The organism is Bacteroides sp. AN502(2024) (assembly GCF_041227145.1).
Classification (GTDB): Bacteria; Bacteroidota; Bacteroidia; order Bacteroidales; family Bacteroidaceae; genus Bacteroides.
The window spans coordinates 154,826-177,780 of the sequence record NZ_JBGFSP010000003.1; the positions used below are offsets into that span (position 1 = coordinate 154,826).

The 22,955-nt window shown below is 42.8% G+C and carries 17 protein-coding genes and 1 pseudogene; 4 read left to right on the forward strand and 14 right to left on the reverse strand.

The features are described from left to right. Positions 1–296: 296 nt before the first annotated feature. The 12 genes and pseudogenes from AB9N12_RS00650 to AB9N12_RS00705 all read right to left on the reverse strand — a co-directional run. Positions 297–1,952, reverse strand: coding sequence for an IS1182 family transposase (locus AB9N12_RS00650; protein WP_369889019.1), 1,656 nt, complete (start codon positions 1,950–1,952; stop codon positions 297–299). A gap of 191 nt (positions 1,953–2,143) precedes the next feature. Beyond that, entirely contained in the window at positions 2,144–3,358 is a 1,215-nt protein-coding gene (locus AB9N12_RS00655) for a thioredoxin family protein (protein ID WP_369889020.1), read from the reverse strand. Between the two features lie 2 nt (positions 3,359–3,360). Then, the gene (locus AB9N12_RS00660; RefSeq protein WP_369889021.1) at positions 3,361–4,923 is read right to left on the reverse strand and encodes a PKD-like family lipoprotein; all 1,563 of its coding nucleotides are present in this window, start codon (positions 4,921–4,923) and stop codon (positions 3,361–3,363) included. Continuing rightward, a complete protein-coding gene (locus tag AB9N12_RS00665; protein WP_369889022.1) occupies positions 4,893–5,591 on the reverse strand; it encodes a DUF4843 domain-containing protein in 699 nt (232 codons plus the stop codon). The genes AB9N12_RS00660 and AB9N12_RS00665 overlap by 31 nt, the downstream gene beginning before the upstream one ends. Before the next feature lie 6 nt (positions 5,592–5,597). Further along, on the reverse strand, positions 5,598–7,001 hold the full coding sequence (locus AB9N12_RS00670; protein WP_369889023.1) for a RagB/SusD family nutrient uptake outer membrane protein: 1,404 nt from the start codon (positions 6,999–7,001) through the stop codon (positions 5,598–5,600). 11 nt (positions 7,002–7,012) lie between these two features. After that, on the reverse strand, positions 7,013–10,300 hold the full coding sequence (locus AB9N12_RS00675) for a SusC/RagA family TonB-linked outer membrane protein (protein ID WP_369889024.1): 3,288 nt from the start codon (positions 10,298–10,300) through the stop codon (positions 7,013–7,015). Positions 10,301–10,434: 134 nt separating this feature from the next. Continuing rightward, positions 10,435–11,604 (reverse strand): FecR family protein, encoded by a 1,170-nt coding sequence (locus AB9N12_RS00680; protein ID WP_369889025.1) that lies wholly within the window; start codon positions 11,602–11,604, stop codon positions 10,435–10,437. A 45-nt stretch (positions 11,605–11,649) separates the two neighbouring features. Then, positions 11,650–12,156: an RNA polymerase sigma-70 factor gene (locus AB9N12_RS00685; RefSeq protein WP_369889026.1), complete on the reverse strand. Its 507-nt coding sequence runs from the start codon at positions 12,154–12,156 to the stop codon at positions 11,650–11,652. Positions 12,157–12,221: 65 nt separating this feature from the next. Beyond that, positions 12,222–12,677 carry a preQ(1) synthase gene (queF, locus tag AB9N12_RS00690; protein ID WP_369889027.1) on the reverse strand — a complete coding sequence of 152 codons (456 nt, stop codon included), beginning with the start codon at positions 12,675–12,677 and terminating at the stop codon, positions 12,222–12,224. A gap of 416 nt (positions 12,678–13,093) precedes the next feature. Next, entirely contained in the window at positions 13,094–13,753 is a 660-nt protein-coding gene (gene queC / locus AB9N12_RS00695) for a 7-cyano-7-deazaguanine synthase QueC (RefSeq protein ID WP_369889028.1), read from the reverse strand. Positions 13,754–13,761: 8 nt separating this feature from the next. Next, positions 13,762–14,442, reverse strand: a complete 681-nt coding sequence (locus tag AB9N12_RS00700; protein ID WP_369889029.1) for a queuosine precursor transporter — start codon at positions 14,440–14,442, stop codon at positions 13,762–13,764. Positions 14,443–15,076: 634 nt separating this feature from the next. After that, positions 15,077–15,178: pseudogene (locus tag AB9N12_RS00705) on the reverse strand (RNA polymerase sigma factor); the annotation flags it as partial. 491 nt (positions 15,179–15,669) lie between these two features. Here AB9N12_RS00705 and AB9N12_RS00710 point away from each other — a divergent pair. Next, the gene (locus AB9N12_RS00710; protein ID WP_369889030.1) at positions 15,670–17,628 is read left to right on the forward strand and encodes a DUF6562 domain-containing protein; all 1,959 of its coding nucleotides are present in this window, start codon (positions 15,670–15,672) and stop codon (positions 17,626–17,628) included. A 148-nt stretch (positions 17,629–17,776) separates the two neighbouring features. On the opposite strand, the gene AB9N12_RS00715 is transcribed toward AB9N12_RS00710, so the two are convergent. Further along, entirely contained in the window at positions 17,777–18,280 is a 504-nt protein-coding gene (locus AB9N12_RS00715; RefSeq protein WP_369889031.1) for a hypothetical protein, read from the reverse strand. Between the two features lie 63 nt (positions 18,281–18,343). On the opposite strand from AB9N12_RS00715, the gene AB9N12_RS00720 reads away from it, so the two are divergent. Together AB9N12_RS00720 and AB9N12_RS00725 are read left to right on the forward strand one after the other, a co-directional pair. Continuing rightward, entirely contained in the window at positions 18,344–19,102 is a 759-nt protein-coding gene (locus tag AB9N12_RS00720; RefSeq protein ID WP_369889032.1) for a DUF3575 domain-containing protein, read from the forward strand. After that, positions 19,095–20,270 carry a DUF6562 domain-containing protein gene (locus tag AB9N12_RS00725; protein ID WP_369889033.1) on the forward strand — a complete coding sequence of 392 codons (1,176 nt, stop codon included), beginning with the start codon at positions 19,095–19,097 and terminating at the stop codon, positions 20,268–20,270. Before AB9N12_RS00720 ends, AB9N12_RS00725 begins: the two co-directional genes overlap by 8 nt. Before the next feature lie 81 nt (positions 20,271–20,351). On the opposite strand, the gene AB9N12_RS00730 is transcribed toward AB9N12_RS00725, so the two are convergent. Beyond that, entirely contained in the window at positions 20,352–21,719 is a 1,368-nt protein-coding gene (locus AB9N12_RS00730) for an OmpP1/FadL family transporter (RefSeq protein WP_369889034.1), read from the reverse strand. A gap of 208 nt (positions 21,720–21,927) precedes the next feature. Between AB9N12_RS00730 and AB9N12_RS00735 the strand changes: the two genes are divergently transcribed. Beyond that, positions 21,928–22,929 (forward strand): 2-hydroxyacid dehydrogenase, encoded by a 1,002-nt coding sequence (locus tag AB9N12_RS00735; protein ID WP_369892774.1) that lies wholly within the window; start codon positions 21,928–21,930, stop codon positions 22,927–22,929. Positions 22,930–22,955: the final 26 nt, after the last annotated feature.

Consider the following 22,955-nt stretch of genomic DNA (forward strand, 5'->3'; position numbering starts at 1 on the left):
GCCGTCAAACCTTGTTTTCGGGGGAATACCTAAAGATACTAAAAAGCCAACTAATTCGCAATAATTTGTGTATGAATTAGTTGGCTCATTTTATAATATTTAATGAATGTCCCTAGTTATACATTTGGCTATATATGAAGGTATTATCATATATAAGAAGCCTTGTTGCCCAACATTTGCCCCTATTTCGTAATAGGACTTCCGTTAGGAGTATTGCAATATTAAAAAGAAGGTGTGTCGTAATGAACGATACGCCTTCTTTTTTTCATCACCTATAAAGAATCAGTAAACCTTCTTCAAGCTGCGCTCTTTTGAAGATTTGTTTGATAAATGTGTTCCCCCCATCTGAAAAGAGCGGGTACAAGTTTATAAAACAGTTTAATCATCCAGTCTATACCTTCTTTTCTCATTTTTGCACACATCTTTTTTATATTGAAGGCAATGGCCAAGAATGCGAAGTCCATAAAGACCTTCTCCTTTCCAAAATGGCGGAAGCGTTTGTAGTTCATATTATATTTTATTTGCCCGAACACAGCTTCCGGTTCTATACATCTTTGCCCTCTGTGTTTCAGTCCTTCTTCGGAACATAGTAATTCTTTGGCTTTCTGCCTGTATTTCCTGAGTCTGTGATTCAGTTCTATTGTCCTGTTTCCCTTTGCCTTAAAACATAGACATCTCAACGGACACCCTTCACATCTGACGGCTCTGTACCTGGCATTTTCGCTTACATATCCGGATGCAGTTTTCACATGCCCGGTTCCTGTCCTCCGCATCTTTTGTCCCATGGGGCAGATGCAATAGTCATGTTCTTCATTGTAATAGAAGTTTTCGGCCTTGAACGGATTCGGTTTGAATCCGGGTCGCTGTTCCATGTGGAAGTAGTTGTATTTGACGTAGGCTTCCATATCGTTTTCAGACATGAAACGGTAATTTTCCTCAGAACCATATCCGGAGTCGGCAACCACCATATGGGCCAATCTGTCGTATCTGCCTGAAAAGGATTGCAGGAAAGGTATCATGGTCAGTGTATCCGTAGGATTGGAGAAAAGAGCGAAGTCGGTAATGAATTGGTTCTCGGTACCGATCTGAAGGTTGTAGCCGGGTTTTGTCTGCCCGTTACGCATGGCGTCCTCCTTCATCCTCATAAAAGTGGCATCCTTGTCTGTCTTGGAATAGGAGTTGCGAGCTTGCAGATTTTCCAGATGACCGTCGTATTCCTGCAGTTTATCTCTGTGTTCTTCCAGCTCCTTGAGCTGTTTGCGTTTCTTTTTCAGTGCAGTCTTTTCCTCTTTCGTGCAAGGATCGGGAGCCTGTGCAAGTGCATTACGTAATTCTCCCGCCATTTCGGTCAGCATAGTCGGAGTAAACTCTATCCCCTCATTGGTCTCTGATGATTTCTCCTGAGCGATGAACTCGTCTATCTGACCTAATAGTACATGTATTTTCTTCATCAGGCGTTCACGGTTCCGTTCGACCGTTTTTCTCCAGACGAAAGTGTACTTGTTTGCCTTGGATTCGATTTTTGTACCGTCAATGTATTCCACATTCAGGCTGATGAAACCTTTGGAAGAAAGCAGAAGTACGGTTTGGGTAAACACCTCGTTGATTTCCTTCTTCACCCGGTTGCGGAATCGGTTGATGGTAATGAAATCCGGTTTCTCGTATCCGGCCAGCCATATATAATGGATATCACGATGGAGTAGCTTTTCTATTTTCCGGCAGGAGTAGATGTTGTTCATGTAGGCATACAGAATAACCTTGAGCATCATTCGGGGATGGTAAGCACTACGGCCGCATTCCTTGTATAACTTTCTGAAACCTTCAAGATTCAGGCTTTCAACCAGAACGTCAACCATGCGAACCGGATCGTTTTCTGCAATATCCTCATCGATTCTCTCAGGAAAAAGCACTGTTTGGTTGGGAATGTAAGGACGAAAATGTATCTTTGTCATAGTATGAAATATTATGCTTAAAGATACAAAATCTTTAGGTAATAACAAAGCCCCTGCTTGTGAAAGTCGGGGCTTTGGGCAAAAAAAAGAAGGTGCACATTTTGACACACCTTCTCATCAATTAGAGTAAAGACAAAATATCAGAAAGAAAAAACAACCTGTTTACTCAAACTTACACTTACTTCCCCAAACTACCTTTTTCGGGGAAGATTCAGCAAAGAATACACTGCATTACTCAAAATCGGTTCTTTATGAAACGGCAGTATAGCCAATGTCTCATAAGCCTTCCTATAGTCACCGCTCCTTGCATAAGCAGCAGCCAAATAGGAAACTGTACTCTTTGAAGGAGTCAACTCGAACGCCTTCTCCGTCAGCTTTAAGATAGTCTGTTTCTCCTCGTCAGACGGAGAATAATTGTCAACAAAGAATTTACCAATAACAAAGGTATATGCAATTTCTCTATATAAATAAGCATGAGTTGCTTCATAGGCTGCTCCAATAGCAAGCGCCTGCTCCAATGCCTCTTTATAGTTACCTTCAAACACCTTGGATTCCATCTGAATAAGATTCAAATACAGCTCTTTATTAGGGAAGTTTTTACTCTTTATCAACTCCAGATACGAACGAAATTTAACTTCGTCTGTCCATACGGACATAGGTATGCGTACTAAATTCATATACATATAGCGGTCAAAATCAAGAGATGAATCCAGTTCTGACGAATAAACATCATTATATTCAAGTAAGGTAGACCAAACCCTATCATTTTCAATAGTATGAGTGAAGCGACACAAAAGTTTTCCTATTCTCGGACTTTTTAGTTTCTCGGGAGACAAACCGGCAAGGTATTGATTGAAATACGGACGTACGGAATCAGGAAACACTTGTGGCAATATCTCAAACAGATATTTATCAATAAAAGCATCTTCCCGGTTCCCCGATTTCCATTTCCGGTTATACTCATCAATTTGCTTTCCCAACGAGCCAGTTTGTGCATCCCGACAGGATTTCAGAAATGACTCCGACAACATATATCCGGTTTTAGTGCTCAACAGTTGCCCATTTTTATCCAACCAGTAGAAAGAAGGATATGCCCCCGGATGGAATTTCGTAAAAAATCCATGCTCTTTCTCCTTTTCCGCATCCAACTGAATAGAAATATAGTTCTTATCCATATAAGCTACCACCTCAGGATCTTTAAAAACTGTGGCTGCCATCTTCTTGCAAGGAGCACACCATGATGTATATACATCAACAAATATCGGTTTATCTTCTTTCTGTGCACGAATTTTTAATTCCTCCCAGGAACAATTCTTCACAAAAGAAATCTGCTGGGCTTCTGCAATAGATGTAAAAGCCAATAAACAGAATCCAAAAACAATAAAACAACCTATTTTATACTTCATAATCAATATTTACTTTCAAAATCAACAATACGGTCAGCAAACTGCGGATGAAAAACAGTACGCTTCAAGCTAAGTCCCCCGTCAGTGTTCACTGTCAAACCACAAAAACCCGCTTTCTTCTTTGACAGGCTATTATCGCGGAATGCCACCCACAAACGATTTCCACCGCGTTCTACTTCTATATGATCAATTATATATTCTGCACCATCCTCTGCGTCTGTTTGCAAGTCGTATATTTCTCCCCCCGTAGCACTTGCCGAATTATACACATATACTTTACTACCGGCAGTGTAAAACAAATAGCCGGAAAACAGAGCCGAGGTAGTAAACGAATTAGCCGTACCAATATTCTCACAAGAAAGGACATCATTGGACAAATCCTTGAAATAAGAAGAAGGAGTATCATCGGTGTAGAAACCGATTCCCATCTTCAACAAGTGCCGCTCCCCTGCTCCGTCCTCAAATACTCCCAGATACTCTTTACCACCTGATGAACTACGTGATGTTATACCTGCATACAAACATTTCATACCAACCCGATCCGGATTAAAGAAACCTCCATTGATATAAGTAAAGCCGCTTGTTTTAGTCACTTTCGTCAAAAACGCTGTCGTTATGCTCATAATAGAATAGAAGCAAGTATTCTGATTATCATAAAGCACCATACGAGTTACCATATCCTCATCATCGATAAAGTTTGCGTTGTCAGCAATTTCGTACGTCGAACCCTGAACAACCAAGTTGGGTTTTACCGTTATATTCGGAGTCGTGGAATTAGTGGCACGGTCGTAAACCAGTCCGTTATCTACCAAATACTCACGCATAGAACTTTTATAATAAGCTTGCGGTACAACAGTTTCGGGAACCACACCAAAAAACATATCCTTATAATCTCGGCGTTTCGTCAAAGTAATATTATCCAGTACCTTACCACCTTCTCCATCCTGACACATTACAAGAACCTCACTTGTGACATCCGTCCGATACTTATTAAAATAAATCCGCTTCGGATGACTGCCCAGCACATCATTGTCATTCAATTTGCCATAAACGTCCGTTACAACCTCATCTTTACCGGGAATCCAGAAATCAAGTACGGCTTTGCCATCCGTTTCTGCAAGAATCATCAACCCATTTGTAAATTCATTCACCACATTTACGGTAAACTCCTTCTCATAATAGATATCAGTCGTTGTACTGACAGCTTTGAACTTCATGGTATGTTCTCCCGGAATCAAACGAATCACAATATCCAGATTTTTCTCTTTAGAAAGCGTATCTGCCTCATAACGAGTAGATTTATCATAAGCAATCCAAAAGAACTCCAAATCATCCTCTGTATGTAACGTAGTCTTTATTGTAGGATGTATACTAAATAAATTATCTACATATACATCCGTATATTCATCTTCAATACCTTCGATTGTAACATCATTAAGCGTATTGAAGTCCTTATTCGTTGTATCGTCCACACACGCCCAGCAGACGGCCAACATTATGTATGCTATGCTCTTTTTCATCATATTATAAATCATTAAAGTGGTGACCAATCTGCTGTAATCCATGCCTGTGTATCTTCATCCCAAACAGGAGTCTTCAATAAATAATTATACACCATACGCCCGTAAGACATATAACTCGAAATCCTATTGAAATCCATCACCTCCGGGAAATCAAAGCCTTGCAACTGGATACACACCCGATGTTTGGCTTTAGAATACGCCCCATAATATAACGACAAAGGCATATCCCAATAAGAAGGTTTGACCAACTGATCAGTAATCACCAGTTTCGCTTTCAGTGAACCGGCGTATCCCAAATCAAAATCTTCACTCGTCTTTAGATTCAGAATTAACTTCACATCGCCATTCTCCAGTTCCCTGTTCATTACAGTGACCTTAATCTCCGTTTCCACGTTACCGGCTTCCAACAGCACTGATTCCGACAAGTCTTTATAGTGTACACCTTTCTTTGCGGTTGATGCCGGATCTACCTCAATCATAATACAACGGTCCTTGTCAGTGGAAGTTCCGATTATCCGCACCGGGATAGAGACTATATCTTCATCTGTCAAACCGGATGCGAAAGAATAGAAAATGCTGTCTTTTTCTGTTATTGAGCTGAAATAGACAGCCGGTTTTTCCGTATAGAGTACTCTTTCATTTTCTTGGCATCCCAACAGGCTACAACCAATAATCATAGCCCACACATTTACTAACAAAAATTTCTTCATAACATATCAATCTATAAAATACGTATTTTCCACAGGAATCGGAAGTATATACACACTCTCATAGTCGGACAAAGCAGTCTGTAAAATAGGTTTCTTCTGTATTGCCATACGTTTGTAGGCATAAAACAACTGTCCTTCACCCAAAAATTCTTTAGCATATTCCGCAAGGAGTATCCCTTGTAAGTTATCCGCAGTAAGTTCCGTTTCCGGAAGTCCACGATGATATTGGAGCTGATAAAAGTACCCGTTTGCCTCATCCAATGTCGGAGCTGTCTCCGTTGCGATAAGAAACATTTCCGAAACTTTCAGAAGGGGAACCCGTTCCGAATAGTTATATTTCGCAACCAAATTATAAGAGCCGGAATTTTCAACCCACCATTGCAGACGATAATCCAGATTCAAACTTGCAGGAAATATTTTATTCAGTGTTGATTTGTTGACAGACAAGAAATTGGAACTAGTATTGCCAACATAGAAATATTTATCTACCATCTCATCTTTCAGGCCTCGATATTCCAACGAGAATATATTTTCCTGAGTAAACCCGTTCTTGTCCTGACTTGACAAGTCAGCCCCGGACACTAGCGGGAACAAAGCGGAGTTTATCACCTCGACAGCATAATTATAGGCTTTTGCCTTATCCCCTGCGGCATTGCGATACAATAAGGTGCGTGCCAATAAAGCAGTCACCGCATAATAATTCATCCGGTACTCCCTTCCTTTCCACACCCCGGTAAGATTCTCCAAATCATACGCAGCATGTTCCGGCCCGTAAGGATCGATCTCCGCCAGCAAATCACGGGCATTCTCCAGATCACCGACAATACGGTTTAGTACTTCCTCCGTAGTAAGGCGTTCAAAAAGCTCGTCCGTATATCGGTCAACATACGCAATCGCTTTCCTGTCTCTGCCATTCTCCATCGCCGGTGAAGCTGCAAACAAACGCAACAGGTCCAGATGAATATAAGCCCTTAATCCCAACGCTTCTCCTTTGAAAAGCTCATATTCCCCGTTCGCAAAAATCCCTCTTTGTTCATCAATACGTCCTAAAAGACTATTCAAATTAGCAATGACATTATATTCGTTCTTCCAGATATTGTCCTTACGTGTCTCTTCCTGCGTCTCCGTATAATTATACGCATACGCATATTCGAAGTTATTGAGAGCAGTGGCGGCTGTCGAATAATATTGTCCGAGCACATCCATATAGGTCATGGTAAGTTGCCCGCCATACAGTTCGGTGGCAGCCATGCTTCCATAGCAACCCATCAAAGCATCCCTGAATCCTTGTGAACTTTCAAACAAGTCATCCGCCTTCAGTTCAGATTTAGGGGAGATATCAAACCAACTTTCGCACGAAGAGAGTGTGAAAAGTGGTATTATATAACTTAACAAAAGTATCTTCTTCATATTCTTCTTCATTAAAAAGTTAATTGAGCAGTAAAAGAGTAATGACGTGCATAAGGGTAAGTCGTACCAATCTCCCGACGTATGGTAGACATTCTCATAAAATCGTTCGCGGTCAATGCAACCTTCAGGTATTGGGCTCCGAAGTGGCGAATCCAGTCTGTTTTGAATGTATATGCCAAACTTACGGAATTGGCAGATAAATAATTATCTTTCTCCACAAAGCGCGATGTCGGTTTGGTGGCCGAACGGTCACTGATTCGTTTATATTCGGCAGCTATTCCCGGAGTCTGCCAACGATTATAAAGGGCACGTTCATCCACATTATTATACGGATTCACATTCTCCACTTTATCTACCAATGTCTGATTATAAGCATATCCTCCAAAACGGTAATAAAAGTTCGTATTCAATTCAAATCCCTTATAATAGATATTAAAACCGAACGTACCACTCAATTTAGGATCAGCCGAAGCATACGGTACATAATCATTTTCATTCCATGTATCCGTATAACCGCCATCCTTACTGATAAACACTTCATTTCCCGTGGCAGGATCGATGCCTGCCGAAGGCACTACCCAGATTGTATTGATAGAAGCCCCTTCGATATACCTCACATAAGTTTTAGTAGCACCTTCCGCATCTGCCTTTTCATTGAACGAGCTCAGTCCCGAAGAAATCTTTTTCAGGGTATTTTTATAATGTTGCCCGTTTACAAACATATTCACCCGCCAATCCTTATTTTGGAAAGCTGTCAGTTTTACACTGAAGTCATAGCCCTTGTTCTGAGTCTCTCCCAGATTTTCTTTATAAGAATCAAAACCGAGGTAAGAAGCCATATTGACATCTACCAGCAGGTCTTCCGAGTTCTCTATAAAATAATTGAAGTATCCGCTCAAACGATTATGAAAGAATCCGAAATCAATACCCAAATTCGTTTTCTGAGTACGCTGCCACTTCAAGTCCGAGTTGCCAAAAGCTTTAATCACGGTACCGATATAGTCCTGATATGACAATGAACTTTTGTACCGGTACATCATCAAAGCCTGATAAGGATAAAAATTCTGGCTGCCGGTATATCCGGTACTCATACGCAGACGAAACTGTTCGACAAAAGCAATATCCTTCATAAATGCTTCTTTATGAAGGTTCCATCCGATACCGGCACTCCAGAAAGTTCCCCATCGCTGGTTACTGCCAAACAAAGAAGAGCCGTCCATACGTATGGAAGCGTCTACAAAGTAACGATCGTCAAAACTGTAATTGGCATTTCCGAAGTACCCCATCAAACGAGTCATCGTTGCATCTCCTTTCACAACACTGCCTTCCAGAAAACCAGCCCCCATAGCAGGATGGTCAAGTTGCTGGTTCGGAAATCCGTTAATAGTATAAGTACTGTAATCATTTGAGGTCTGCTGAATGTTCCATCCGCCATTCAAACTCAGTGCATGTTTTTTGAATTGTCCGAAATAAGAAAGCACCAAACTGCCATCGTAAGAACTGGACACCGTATTTCCTTTGGTATAACTTCCTTTATTCTCTTCCATTGTAGCAAAATCCGTGTGATCTGCCGGCTTAAAAATATCTGTCGATTTATTGATACGTTCCAAAGAAAAGTTACCTTTCAACTTGAGGTTGCTTAGGATATTCCATTCCACACTGAAATTATCAACAAAATCGTCATAAGCTGTACAGTCTTTCGTATTCAACGTAGCATTGTACATCGGATTGACCACTGTTGTCGAACCGGCACTCGGACTATAAATAGTGAATAGTATTTTTTTCAACTGCCCGTTCTCGTCATACGGATAGTAATAAGGGTTCATATTGGCATAATCACTGAATGACCCGTATGGAGAATTATTGGAAGTTATCTTATCATAGGTAATCTCATTACGGAAACGCAGATTGCGATAATTATACTGTAACTTGATACCTGTACCGATGCGTGTACGGTCCGACCCCTTCATTACACCAGAAGTCCCGTTATACGTAAGGTTCACTCCATAACGGAAACTTTCGTTTCCCCCTTCCAACTGCACACTATGACGATGGCTGATACCTAAAGAGCGCAACGGTTGTGCCAGCCAGTCCGTATCATACCCTTTCTGTACTAATTTCAGGCGTTCGTTATAGTTTCTGCGATATTCTTCATCCACATACACGGCGCCTGTCCCCACATAAAGCCGTGCCAATTCTTCATACTTCAGCTTGTCAGGAGCACGAAGCAAATGATAATCGGAAAGATCAGCCACCTCAAAGTCCATACTTCCATAATAATTCAAACGCAACTTTCCGAGAGCCGGTGCCTTAGTGTCGATAATTACAACTCCGTTGGAAGCACGCGAACCGTAGATGGCCGTGGCAGAAGCATCTTTCAGGATTGAGATATTAGCTACCCTGTTGGGATCAAGGTCATATATTTTTTCCACACTGACCTCAAACCCATCAAGGATAAAAGTCGGCAAATTAGAATTACCTTTATATTCCTCGCTCAAGCTGGTAGTAGTAGGAAGAGCATTCACACCACGTATTTGTATATTCGGAACGGTATTGGGATCAGATCCCATCGCAAGATTATCCACAATCTTGAAAGAGGGATCAACGGCGGCAATGGTTATAAGCAATCCTTGATTGGAGATCGCCGATAATTCCGCACCGCTATAATTGGTAGCCGCTCCGGTGAATGTTTGTTTGCGTTGCGTATAATATCCTGTCACAACCACATCATCCAACGCTTGTACACCCACCTTCAAACGGACATTCATCACAGTCTTTACAGGAATTGAAGCTGTTTCCATTCCAATAAAAGAAATACGTATGATTGCGTCGTCAGGTACTTGGGCCAATTCAAACTTTCCGTCGATATTGGTTTGTACACCGATATTCGTTCCCGCCACTTGTACGGACGCTCCGATGACCGGCATTCCGTCTTCCGCTGAGATAACTGTCCCTTTCACGCTTTCGTAAGTCCCGGTCGTTCCTTTCTTGAGAGGAGTTATATTCACAAACTGCCCGTCAATAAGATATTTCAAAGGCTTGCTGCCAATCATGAACTTCAGAACCTGCTCAACGGTCTGGTTCTTTACTTTCCCGTCCACAAAGTACTGATTGACATCTTCATAGGCAAACAGTATCTTATACCCAGATACTTTCTCAAGATTCTTAAACGCAGAAGGCATGCGTTCATTCTTAAATTCCATCGTAATCCGCTTCTCCTTCACTTCCTGTGCTCCTATATTCAGTGAGCACATCCAGGAAATAAAAAAGATGATGGCTAGTAACCGATCTTTTCTCATAACTGATTTTATTAAACAAAGTATTTCATATTATCAGTTTATATACGAAGTAAACCTTCAAACGATTACCTTTTCAAGCAAAAAAATTTCAAAAAGAGATATTTTTATTCCAGAAACAACTAAATTGTCATACATCAATCGACAACTAACGTATGCCCTTCCAAGCTGATAGTCGCCTTTTCCATTCTATTCAGCAACGTAAGCGTATGTTCCAATCCCTGAAAACGGTCGGACAAGAAATGTACCTTACAATCCATGGCCTGAATATTACGGAACTCCACTCCCACATTATACCAACGTCCAATACCTTGCAATACTTCGACCAATGGAAGGTTATCAAAATAAAAGTATCCGTCACGCCAGTATATATACGAATGCAAGTCTACCTCTTTCACAGAAATGCCTCCGTCTTTCCGGACACACAAATCCTGTCCGGGCAGGATTACTTTAGAATTGCCGGAAGCATCAACTTGCACACTCCCTTCAATCAATGTGACGTGGACATCGGAAGCAGAATAACTACTGATATTGAATTCCGTACCGAGCACACGAGTTTGTACGTTCCCCGCTTGCACTATAAACGGGCGTTCTTTATCTTTAGCTACCTTAAAATAGGCTTCTCCTTCAAGGGTGACTATCCGTTCCTTCCGGACAAATCTCGTTGGATAAGTAAGACGGCTACCGGCATTCAGATAAACTTCCGTACCATCGGAAAGGACAAGTTTGAACATCTGCCCATACGGGATGCGCAAGATATGTGTTTGTGCATTTACTTTCTCCTTAAAGGTATTCTTCTTATCGAAGTAGTTCATTTCTTTGGTACGCACAGTAGCGGTCTGTTGAACCACCGGAGTCTTTTCTATTTCTTCCAATGAGTATGTTTCATGCCGGTGTTGTTCATCTTCCACTTCCAAGGTAACTTTTTGTGGCAAAGGATCGGCCTTCATAACTACAGCAACCGCATGGGATTTATCAACCAAGTTATTCAAAGTTCCCTCCGGACCACCGCTCAATAAGAATATCCCACCGACAAACAGAGCTACCGCAATACCGGCTGCCATGCTCCATCTTATCATGCGGCGACGTTGCGCTTTCTGTTGATGTTTATAGTGAAAACATTGTAATTCCGTTTCTATATTCTGATAGGCAAAAGCGGCATCTTCTTCCAAAAGGACAGAAATATCATTCAATAACCGGCAATCCCGCAGCGCTTCCTCTTGCAACGTTTCAATGTCTCCGCGCGTGATGCCTCGAGGGTTTTCCATGATATCCAACGCTTTCTTTTCCGACTCACTTATTTCCATACTCTTATCCTTTTTTATTATATTACGGACACGATTACCTATCAATCACTTATCTTGCGATTCATTTTTAATTTCTTCACGAATCACCCGAAGCGCTTTAACAATATGTTTATTGACAGAACTTACGCTGATATTCAATTCATCCGCCACCTCCTTGTAAGATTTACGGGCATTGTAACAACTTTCCAATACATGCCGGGTCAGAGGAGTAAGTTTGTTCATCGCTTTGCGAATACGTTTCATGCGTTCTTCCCACAATAACCGTTCATCAGTATCAGCATCATTCGAAGTCATTTTACGGACAAATTCAGCATAATCTTCTTGAACATTCTGCTGGCGGATGTAATCGATACAACGTGAACGGACGATGGAATAAAGATAAGCCCTGACCTTATCAGCTTCCATTTTTTCATAATTCCGCCAAATGTACTCAAAAGCATCATGGACAATATCCCGGCTTGTTTCCGTATCTTGCAAGTAGTGGTTCGCAAAAGAAAAAAGTCTTGCGAACCACTCTTTAAACATACGATCAAATTCCGTTTTATCCTCCATGAACCATTTATCTATTTAACATATCGGTCACAAAGTTAGTCTTTTTTCAGATATAAGCAATCGTCCTATTCCCGATTCATCAAACGATGTTCCGCCATCTGTTCGAACTTTGTTCCCGGACGACCGTAATTGGCATACGGATAAATGGAAATCCCCCCACGAGGAGTAAAGATTCCAGTTACTTCTATGTATTTGGGATTCATCAATCGGATAAGATCTTTCATTATGATATTCACACAATCTTCATGAAAGGCCCCATGATTACGGAAACTGAAAAGATAGAGTTTCAAACTCTTGCTTTCCACCATTTTTATATCAGGAATGTAGCTGATACGTATTTCGGCAAAGTCCGGCTGTCCGGTAATAGGACACAGACTTGTGAACTCCGGGCAGTTGAAACGTACCCAGTAATCATTTTCAGGATGCTTATTATCAAAGGCTTCCAATACTTCAGGAGCATAATCTTGCTTATACTCGGTTTTTCTTCCTAACAAGGAAAGTTGCTCTTTTAATTCAGTCATTGCACTCGTTAACTACCACCTCTACCCTAAACAAAAAATGCATTTCCTCTTTCACCTATCACCGTCCAATCCCAAACGCTTTATTCATCGATGTTTCAGTGGTGAAAGATTCATTTTACAACCTATCACCGCATCTATCACCTATCACCTATCAACATCAACTCTTAACCCACGTCTACTTTCTCCTCATCTTACGTGTTACAGTGTGTTTCATTGCCTTGAAACAAAGTGTTTCGCGCTGCTGAACAAAGTGTTTCGCGCCTTGAAACACTTTGTTTCCCTATGCGAAACAAAGTGTTCACCATAGCGAAACAAGTAGTTTCAAGCTATTGAAAACCTAATCTAAGCCTTCTAGTTTGTCTACAGCCATGTGACAGATGACCACCACAAATGCATTTAATCTCTGTGTAGAGATATTATTGATTCTTACTTTTTAAATACTTCTCCAATCCCTCCCGACGTAGTGTACAAGCCGGACAGTGCCCACAACCATCTCCCTGCACACCATTATAGCAAGTCAGAGTCTCGGTGCGAATCAGTTCCAGCACTCCCAGTTCGTCGGCCAATGCCCACGTTTCTGCCTTATCAATCCACATCAAAGGAGTATGAATCACAAATTGTTCATCCATAGCCAGATTGAGAGTTACATTGAGAGACTTGATAAAGGCATCACGGCAATCGGGATAACCGCTGAAATCCGTTTGGGAGACTCCCGTTACCAGATGATTTATACCACGTTCACGGGCATATACCGCTGCGATACTTAGAAAAAACAGATTACGTCCCGGAACAAAGGTGTTGGGAACGCTATCTGCCGGCTTTTCCTGATCCATCACCATCGTAGTATCGGTCAATGAATTATGCCCCAACCGTCCGATAAAGGAGACATCCATCACATCAAATTCCACTTCCGCTTTCCGGGCTATCTCCCGTGCAAGTTCCACTTCTTTCTGATGCTTCTGACCATACAGGAAACTCAAGGCATATACTTTCTTAAAGTTGCGTTTTGCCCAAAACAAACAAGTAGTAGAATCCTGTCCACCACTAAACACAACCAATGCTGCTTCTCTATTCATGTTCTATCTTAAATATCTTTGACTTTCAACACATTATAGGAGATATCGGTATCATACACATCACTGCCATCGACCTTCTTAATGGCTTTCACAACACGGATTGTCACCGGAAGGATCATTACTTCATACATGGATTTCAGCATTATCTGAATCCCCATCATGAGAAGCAGTTCCTTCCAGGCAATGATTCCGCCAAAAGCTACCGGAAAGAAAATCAGTGAATCGGCAGTCTCACCTACTACAGTAGACCAGATGGCACGAGCCGAAAAGTTACGCCCCTGACTGGCTACTTTCATTTTACTCATCACATACGCATTAAGAAATGAGCCTACCAGAAAAGCCATCAGACTGGCAGCCACAATGCGGGGAGCCATGCCGAACACAAAATCAAAATGTTCCTCGCCCTCCCAGAAAGGAGCAGCCGGAATGGCAACAGCTATCAATCCAAGAGCTACCACGAAGAGGTTCATGGCAAAACCGCTCCAAATGATGAGCCGGGCTTTCTTGAATCCCCAAACTTCGGCGATACAATCATTAATGATATAAGAAATAGGAAAGACTAATAATCCGGCTGTCACAGTCAGACTACCCACCTGGATTACTTTTGTTTCAAGAAGATTGGCTGCAATGAGACAGACATTAAACAGAATGCCCAGCAGCATAAAGGGTACAGATACTTTTTCTTTCATAACTCCTGTTTTTTACGTGGTGTTCTAGAATACACGACCGCTATTCACGGCATCATACATTTTTATTCTTTCGGGGTGCAAAGGTAAAAAATAAAACTGAAATTATCATATTCATCTTAACAGAATCTTTGTTCCCGAAACGGCTCTTTCATTTAAACCTGTAGTGCAAACAAGTATTCAAACCGATAAAAGTGTTCCACCTTATTGCAACAAAGTGTTCACCGTGTTGAAACAGAGTGTTCCACCGTATTGAAACAAAGTGTTTCACCATATTGAAGCAGAGTGTTCACCATATTGAAGCAGAGTGGTTTCTGAAGTAACAACAAATACAAAATAGCATACGAGTTTACTTGTGAGATTGAAAGAGTAGTTTATCATGTTGTCAGACCATCATGAGCTAAAACAGATATGTTGCAGATACTTGACCTGCAACATATCTGCAACAGGTATCTGCAACACCATAAGACGTTATATTTCAATTAGATACAACGAAATTGTTGCAGATGGCAGATAATTACCATAAATATATTCTTTTGTATAGGAATCGGATGTAGGTTCCTCCGGATTACCCGGCTCGCATTGGACCGGATAAGGGGCAGTATGGCTATATTTTTATCTTAAATGAAAGAGCTATGACCAAATCATTGGCAGCATGGTCTGCAGTCAATTTATATGCGAAGCGATGCAAATCCGGCCGTATCGCCAACATTCTTTTAGTAAAATCTACTTTTTCCATCACCATATCTCTTTTATCTAACTAGTACGATACAAAGATCCGATTTTTTTTAATCACTATAATAACACTGGGCGTGCACCCCGTTTTAACAAATTTTACATACAGAAAGTTTGTCAATCTAAAATCCATTAATAAATTTGCCTCGCATATTTTCTGTTGCAAGTATGATACGGGCTTGCAGATGGGAATACATACATAATTATAAGCGTTTATCTATGCTTATCCTTGACCTATAGGAATCTCGCAAATTCTTTCATTGGAGTCGAAGATGAAGCAATGGTAGATGCCTTTCGAGTATGGTATTTTGTCAGAGACGGTTATAAGACCACCTCTGTATTTATCATACAGCGTGAGGCTTCAACATTACTCTTTCTACTCCAATGGGCAATGCGAGAGCCTCTATGGGCGGATTGAGTAACTGATACAGGTTCTCACGCTTTTTTTTTGCTAATCCGTTGAATCGTGAACCTTTCAACTAAATCATTAATACTATGTCTAAGAAAAGATTGAATAGAATGGTGCGCGGTTTTGTTTGGTCTCTTCTGGCTGTTTTCATCTCTTGCTCAGAAGAAAAGGAATGGACCGTAACCGACGGTGAGGAAATCACTACCTCTGTCACCGTGGAAGTGCCCGAAGTATTCAGAACACGCGCGGTTCCCGCCGGCTATCCGACGGACGCTAAAAGCTATCTCGGTGAATCGGGTTATCCCTCTATAGGAAATGTGGATCTCAACAAGCATCCACTTGCTTTCACAGTGGCCGTTTATGTTGAAAAAACTGTTAACGGCAACAAGGATTACACCTTCGTCGACCAGCAATCAAGGCTCGATGTCAATGACGATAAAGCAGACTTTAATTTTCGTCTTATGAAAGGTCAGACATACCGAATCGTCGCCTATGCCGACTTCAGTAAAAAAGAACAAGCAAATCTTGACAACATATCCATCGCTCCCGGACTCAATGATGAATTGAAGGACGCATTCTTTGTGACTCAGGACTTTATAGCCGATGACAATTTGACAGTTGTTCTCAAGCGACCTTTCGGAAAACTACGTCTGATAGCTCGTGACTTCAGCACCTTTGCCAAAGGAGGAGTGTTGAAAATCGAGGAAATAAAAGTCACATACAAAGAAACTGTCACTGCCCTTGCAACCAATTCGTTCAACGCCATCACGGGGCAATTCAACGAAATCGAGGAAGGTATTAGCCGAGAATTTACAGCGGATCCTGTGATTTACCCAAAAGAACATGAAGGAGAAACAACCCCGTATGCCGCAGTGTTCACGATGTACCTTCCGGTAAATTTCGGCACAGAAGATACTTCAGGCAAGTATACCCCGGTCGAATCGGGGAATCCGGTACCCCAGTCGTGGATGCATCCTTTTGACATAGAGGTGACATATAAAAATGAATCCGGTACAACTACCACAATCAAACGTTCTTTCGAGATTGACATCCCGATAAAACGCAACTGGCTCACTACCATTGATGCCGCCGACTTCTGGACCGATAATTCCAGGATTACCGTATCTATCGACCACCGCTTCGAAGGATTCATCTATAAAGAGCCGGAGACATATTATGTCTATACGGGAAAAGAGCTGAGGGATGCGATCACAGCAATAGAAAAGACGTCTGAAAGAACAGGTAGGATTGTACTCGGGGCAAACATAACCCAGATTGGTGGTTATGGTGGTGTTGAAATTGGCTACTACTACAATAAGACATCACATCCGACTGCGGCTCCCTTTGAGAGCGAGGATATTACACTGGATCTGAACGGACACAAACTGACTACCGATGTAATTCCACAATATGGCCTTGGGTTAATTAATGTTTACGGGCCGGTCACCTTGAGGATTGTGGATACAAGCCCCGATGCAAACGGTGTAATTGAAAGTCCGTGGGTGCCGGATGAAAACGGAAATAATAAAAGCGTTCAGACGATAATCGCATGGCGTTATGGCAGCCATATTATCGTGGATGGCGGGAAGATAAAAGCTCGTCCTTATTGGTGGTACGATGATGATCCTAATAAACCACCCACATCCGGGTATTATGAAACAGAGGCTATTTATCTGGGTGGTCCCATTAGATATGTCGGAAGTAAAACCGAAGGACATCTGGGGCTTGAGCCAAACTCTTTGACCATCAACTCCGGATGGTTTGAATGTGTTGGAATAGCTAATCCGGAATGTCTTATCAATCTCGAAAACTCGGGGCCGGTTGTGGATATTGATGGCAAAGACCAACCCGGACACATAGGTTACGGTAAGGTATATGTCAATGGCGGTTCGTTTGTAGAGTTCAACCCCTCGAATGGCGACAATAAGTCAGGCAATTACACTAACCAATGGGTCGATGACGACCACACCGTTTTGACGGAGACAGTCGAAGGTAAAACCGTTTACACGGTGATTCCCAAAAACTCACCCGAATATCACCATTAGTCCCGATAGGTTACGGTTTAGGTACGGTCGGCGGATTCCGACCGTACCTAAACCGTGCATTAAGTAAGCTTACCGGTCACCGTTAAAATTCACATGCAATATGATTGATTACACCCGCTTACCATACTTTTTCCTGCGGTGCGTTATATCAGCGGTTTGCCTCATGAACGTCTTCATGGCTTTTGCGCAGGTACCTGCCGACGATACGACCAATCGCACTGACGAGAGGGTCGTGATCCGGCATATTCCTCCCGCTGTCGTCGGACGATATCCTTACGGCGTAACGTTTCTGAAACCCGAACAAACCGACTCTGTTCTCAATTATGCCGAAACCGAACTCGTACCTATTATCTTCAAGCGCAACAAAACCGACCTTATACTCCCCAATGCCCGGCTCGACAGTATCGTGGGAGTGGTCAACCGTATACTCGATGACAGGGATGCCGGTCTTTCTTATGTATGGATCGGTGGCTCCGCGTCGCCCGAAGGTCCCGAAGCGCATAATGTCTGGCTCGGCAAGACCCGCGCCAGACGCCTTTATGATTATCTCAAGACTCATACGGCCCTTCCCGACTCCCTTATCCGCATCGATAACCTGATGGAGGACTGGCACACGCCCCTTAGACTCATACGGCAGCAGCACTTTCCCCATAAAGACCGCGTGCTCGAGATCTGGGTAAATCAACCAGACAGCCGGAAGCGGAAGCGCGAGATCATGGCCATCGACAACGGTATCACCTGGGAATACCTGATCGACAAAGCATTCCGTCCGGCCCGTAATGCCCGCATGGTGATCGTCTGCACCGCCGAAGATTCGACTGTGGTGATTCCTCCGTTACCTCCGATTGCAGGCATCAAAGAATATCCCCTCGCCCGACCGCTACCCATACCTGTCATGACGGTAGCTCCGGCGTATCGCGGACAGTTTGTTGCTGTCAAGACCAATCTGGCCGCACTCGGATTGCTCGTCGCTAACCTCGGCGTGGAGTTCTCTTTCGGTCGCGGATTCAGCCTCGACCTTCCGTTCTATTATTCTCCATACGACATCAACTCCAAGTTCCGGGTCCGAATACTCGGAACCCAGCCGGAACTCCGCTACTGGCTGCGACGCGACTGGCCCGGAGATGGTCATTTCTTCGGACTGAACGGCACCGTTGCGGGGTTTAACGTCTCATTCCCCGGTACTGACCGTTTTCAGGATCCCGAACGTGCACTTTGGGGAGTAGGTCTCAGTTACGGTTATGCCCTTAGCTTCGGTACCCACAGGCACTGGGGAGTTGAATTCAACCTGGGCACCGGATACATGAATTATCATCTCGACACGTTCGACAATGCTTACAACGGTAAACTGATGCACACAGAGAAGAAAGATTACTGGGGCATCACCAGGATCGGTTTATCGCTGACATACAAATTCCGGTATCGGAAACAGATCACGTCTAAATCGCAGCAAAGGAGGCCGGAACATGATTAGGATACTATACATATTTTGGGGAATATCGGTCATACTCGGACTCTCATCCTGCCATAAGACCATCCACACCCACCCGTGGGAAGAACCTGCAATCGACGAGAAAGCGATGCTCACGCTTCGCATTGACAACAGTGTGCCACAACTCGGAGCCGTGATCGACTATACGGTTTCCCCCGCCGTCATTATCTATTCCGACGATTTGCCGGAGAACATTGTCGCCCATACCCGTAATGCGGCATCCACCTCCGATGAGAACCCTGATACGCAGAAATTCCTCTTGCAACGGGCACATTCGCTGGCCGGGGCATTCAACGAGATCGCACCGTACATTCTCGACGGTGACAAATGGGAACTTCACTTGAAATACGAAGTGTATGCAGGTACAGCCGAACAGGTGAAGAAAGGGCTCATTAAGCCGTTTCACAGCGATGATATCCAATATCGGGCGGATGTGTCTCATCCCGAACATGATATGGAAATAGAACTGCCATTCGGTGTCGTAACGATTATGGCCGTGGCTCATATCAAGCCTGTGGGAACTGACGACGACTGGTTTTACCAAACCGAGCCCTTGTATAATTTGATTTCCAATACAGACAAACGCCAGGGCGAGCACGACAATGTTTACCGGGATTGTTTTGTCGCCGGACAGGAATACCATATCGAACCAACGGGCATAGAGGGCAATATACAGCACATAACTGCCACCCTGACCCGCCCGCAAGGACGTTATATGGTAATTGCCGATGACTATGAGACTTATCTGAACATTGCCAGCACCGAGATTACGGACGCCGCTTCCCACATCTACTATCCATCGTATATTAACACGGCATACTCTGTGCTCGACCGCATACCCATCGCAAGTTCATACGATTTCGGCTATAACTTCACCCCGTCGCTGGTTTACGCCGATGATTCCCCGTATGTACGCTTGGGCGACGACTGGTCGTTTGTCAATGGCAACCGCAGTAATTTCAACATTGACATCACCGTCAGCGACCAAAGAGACGACCGTGTCATCAATCACAATCCCGGTATCCTTGTACCTGTTTTTCCCGACCGTGTCACTCTTGTTGTAGGCCACTGGCTTACGAAAATCAATGAAGATGGTGGCGGAGTTTCAATCGACCCCAATTTCAGCGACGAGATTGTCATCCATTTCTGACCTCTGCCTTTTTGAAATTCATTTCCTTATCAGTTCTTCCACCCGCCACACCAGCCGGTTGAATGTGCCGGTACAAATGACTTAGAACTTGTAGTCAATGCTAAGACCAAATACTTTGTTGGTACGACTATAGACATTGGTACCAGGCAATCCCGTACCATTATAACTTGAGAATGCCTTCGTATAATCTTCGTAAGTAGTCCACATATAGCCGACATTCAAAGCTGCTCTTTCACTCAAATTCACCTTTGCTCCAAAGCCTAACGTATAGGAGTCGCAAGAGAAACTAGTATCAGTCTGAAAATTATCAGACAATCCGTAATCAGTGATCTGTCCCCCACAACTTAACGTCAATCGCTTGTTTACATCCCACTCGATACCTGCCAAATATTCGTTAGTACCCTTAGTCAGAAACTTCTGCTTGCCATCCGCCATACCCGCTTTCTTGTCATCATAAAAGTGATATTCTACAGATGCACGCAACACTGGAAGGAATTCATAAGCCACTGCCACCGAAAGCATGGAAGGAATATCATTCGGAGTATTGACACCGTCTTTAAAGCCACCTACCAAAGCCTCTGCTTCAGTCGGATATTCCAACTTGTGAGTTTTATTCTCAATATTCATGTTAGCCTTGAACTCATACTTAGCTCCCATGTTTAACTTGTTCCATTTGACATCCACACCTATCACCGGAACTAATCCCCAACCGGTCTGGTCACAGTCCAAAGCCAAATGCATCAAGTCCGTATCACCCACTTTAGCATCTAAGAAACCCTCATAGCCTCCCGAAAAATAATTCATACGACCACCGGCAAAAGCCGAAAGCCAATCAGTTACCTTATAAGATAAGCCCAACTGTACAGAATAGATGTATTGCTTGCCATCCATAGCACTATTGATTTTATATTTGTCCGGAGTCATGATCGGTTGCCCTTGCGCCAGTCCCGCCAAACTCCCCTTAAAAATATTTGCCATAGCAGCTGATTCGAACATAGGCAGACCATCATCAAACGATGCCTTCCCACCTCCGCCGGTGATAGCGAAGAAACCGGAAATCGTCCAATCTCCTTTCTTATAGGCTGCAAACACGCTAGGGATAATCGGTGCAGCAGCTTTTCCCTTATAATATTTATGAAATGGACTATCAGATTTTGTTGGTACCGGAATTCCATTGTTCATAGCAATTCCATTATAAGTATAGAAGCTGGCATCAATATTTCTCGTCTGAAAAGCACTCTGAATACTCAATCCCATATAGAAGCCATCATTCGGCAAAAAAGCTAAACCGGCAGGATTAGACAAAGCTCCGTCTATCTCAAAGGTAGCACCACGGGATAACATACGAAGAAAAGCAACGTGTTGATTAGTATTTGTCAGAAGACCTCCGGCAAAAGTTGGAATTGAAACGATTAGCATCACAAATCCAATCAAGGAATTTTTTCTCATCTAAATCTTTTTTTAATTATTTCGGGCGCAAAGATACGATATTATTGCACATAAGAAATATGTTTGTGCATTTATTTTCGTTTAGCCACTTCCTTTAATTGATAAAACAAACTGTTTCTAATGAAACAATTACTTTTCAAACAATAGATTGATTAAACAAATCAACCTGTTCCGGTGTTTCATATTATATAATATATAGAATAATATGATGACCTATACAATTGCATTTTTCGGCACAAAGCCTTATGACGAGTCTTCTTTCAATGACAAAAACAAAGCGTTTGGGTTTGAGATACGCTATTACAAAGGACATCTGAACAAAAACAATGTACTACTGACACAAGGAGTGGATGCTGTCTGCATCTTTGTGAACGACGTTGCCGATGCAGAAGTAATCCGCATAATGGCCGCCAACGGAGTCAAACTTCTGGCACTACGTTGTGCGGGATTTAATAATGTAGATTTAAATGCTGCTGCCGCTGCCGGAATTACCGTAGTACGGGTTCCTGCCTATTCTCCTTATGCCGTTGCGGAGTACACCGTAGCTCTTATGCTATCGCTAAACCGGAAAATACCCCGTGCCTCCTGGCGTACCAAAGACGGCAATTTCTCCCTGCACGGCCTGATGGGATTCGATATGCATGGAAAAACAGCAGGTATTATCGGCACAGGAAAAATAGCGAAAATACTGATTCACATCTTAAAAGGGTTCGGAATGAACATATTGGCCTACGACCTCTATCCGGACCATAACTTCGCCCGCGAAGAACAAATTGTTTATACTTCATTGGACGAACTATATCACCATTCGGATATCATCTCCTTACATTGTCCGCTCACCGAAGCCACCAAATACTTAATTAATGACTACTCCATCAGCAAAATGAAAGACGGAGTAATGATCATCAATACCGGCCGTGGACAGCTGATTCATACCAATGCCCTGATCGAAGGATTGAAGAACAAAAAAATAGGTTCTGCAGGACTGGACGTATACGAGGAAGAGAGTGAATACTTCTACGAAGATCAGTCCGACCGTATCATCGACGATGACGTGCTCGCCCGTTTACTTTCATTCAACAATGTGATCGTCACTTCTCATCAAGCCTTTTTCACACACGAAGCGATGGAGAATATTGCTACGACCACGCTGCAAAACATAAAAGATTTTATCAATCATAAGCCTTTGCCCAATGAAGTGAAGAAATAAATCAGTCGTCTTCCTCCTTGATTTCG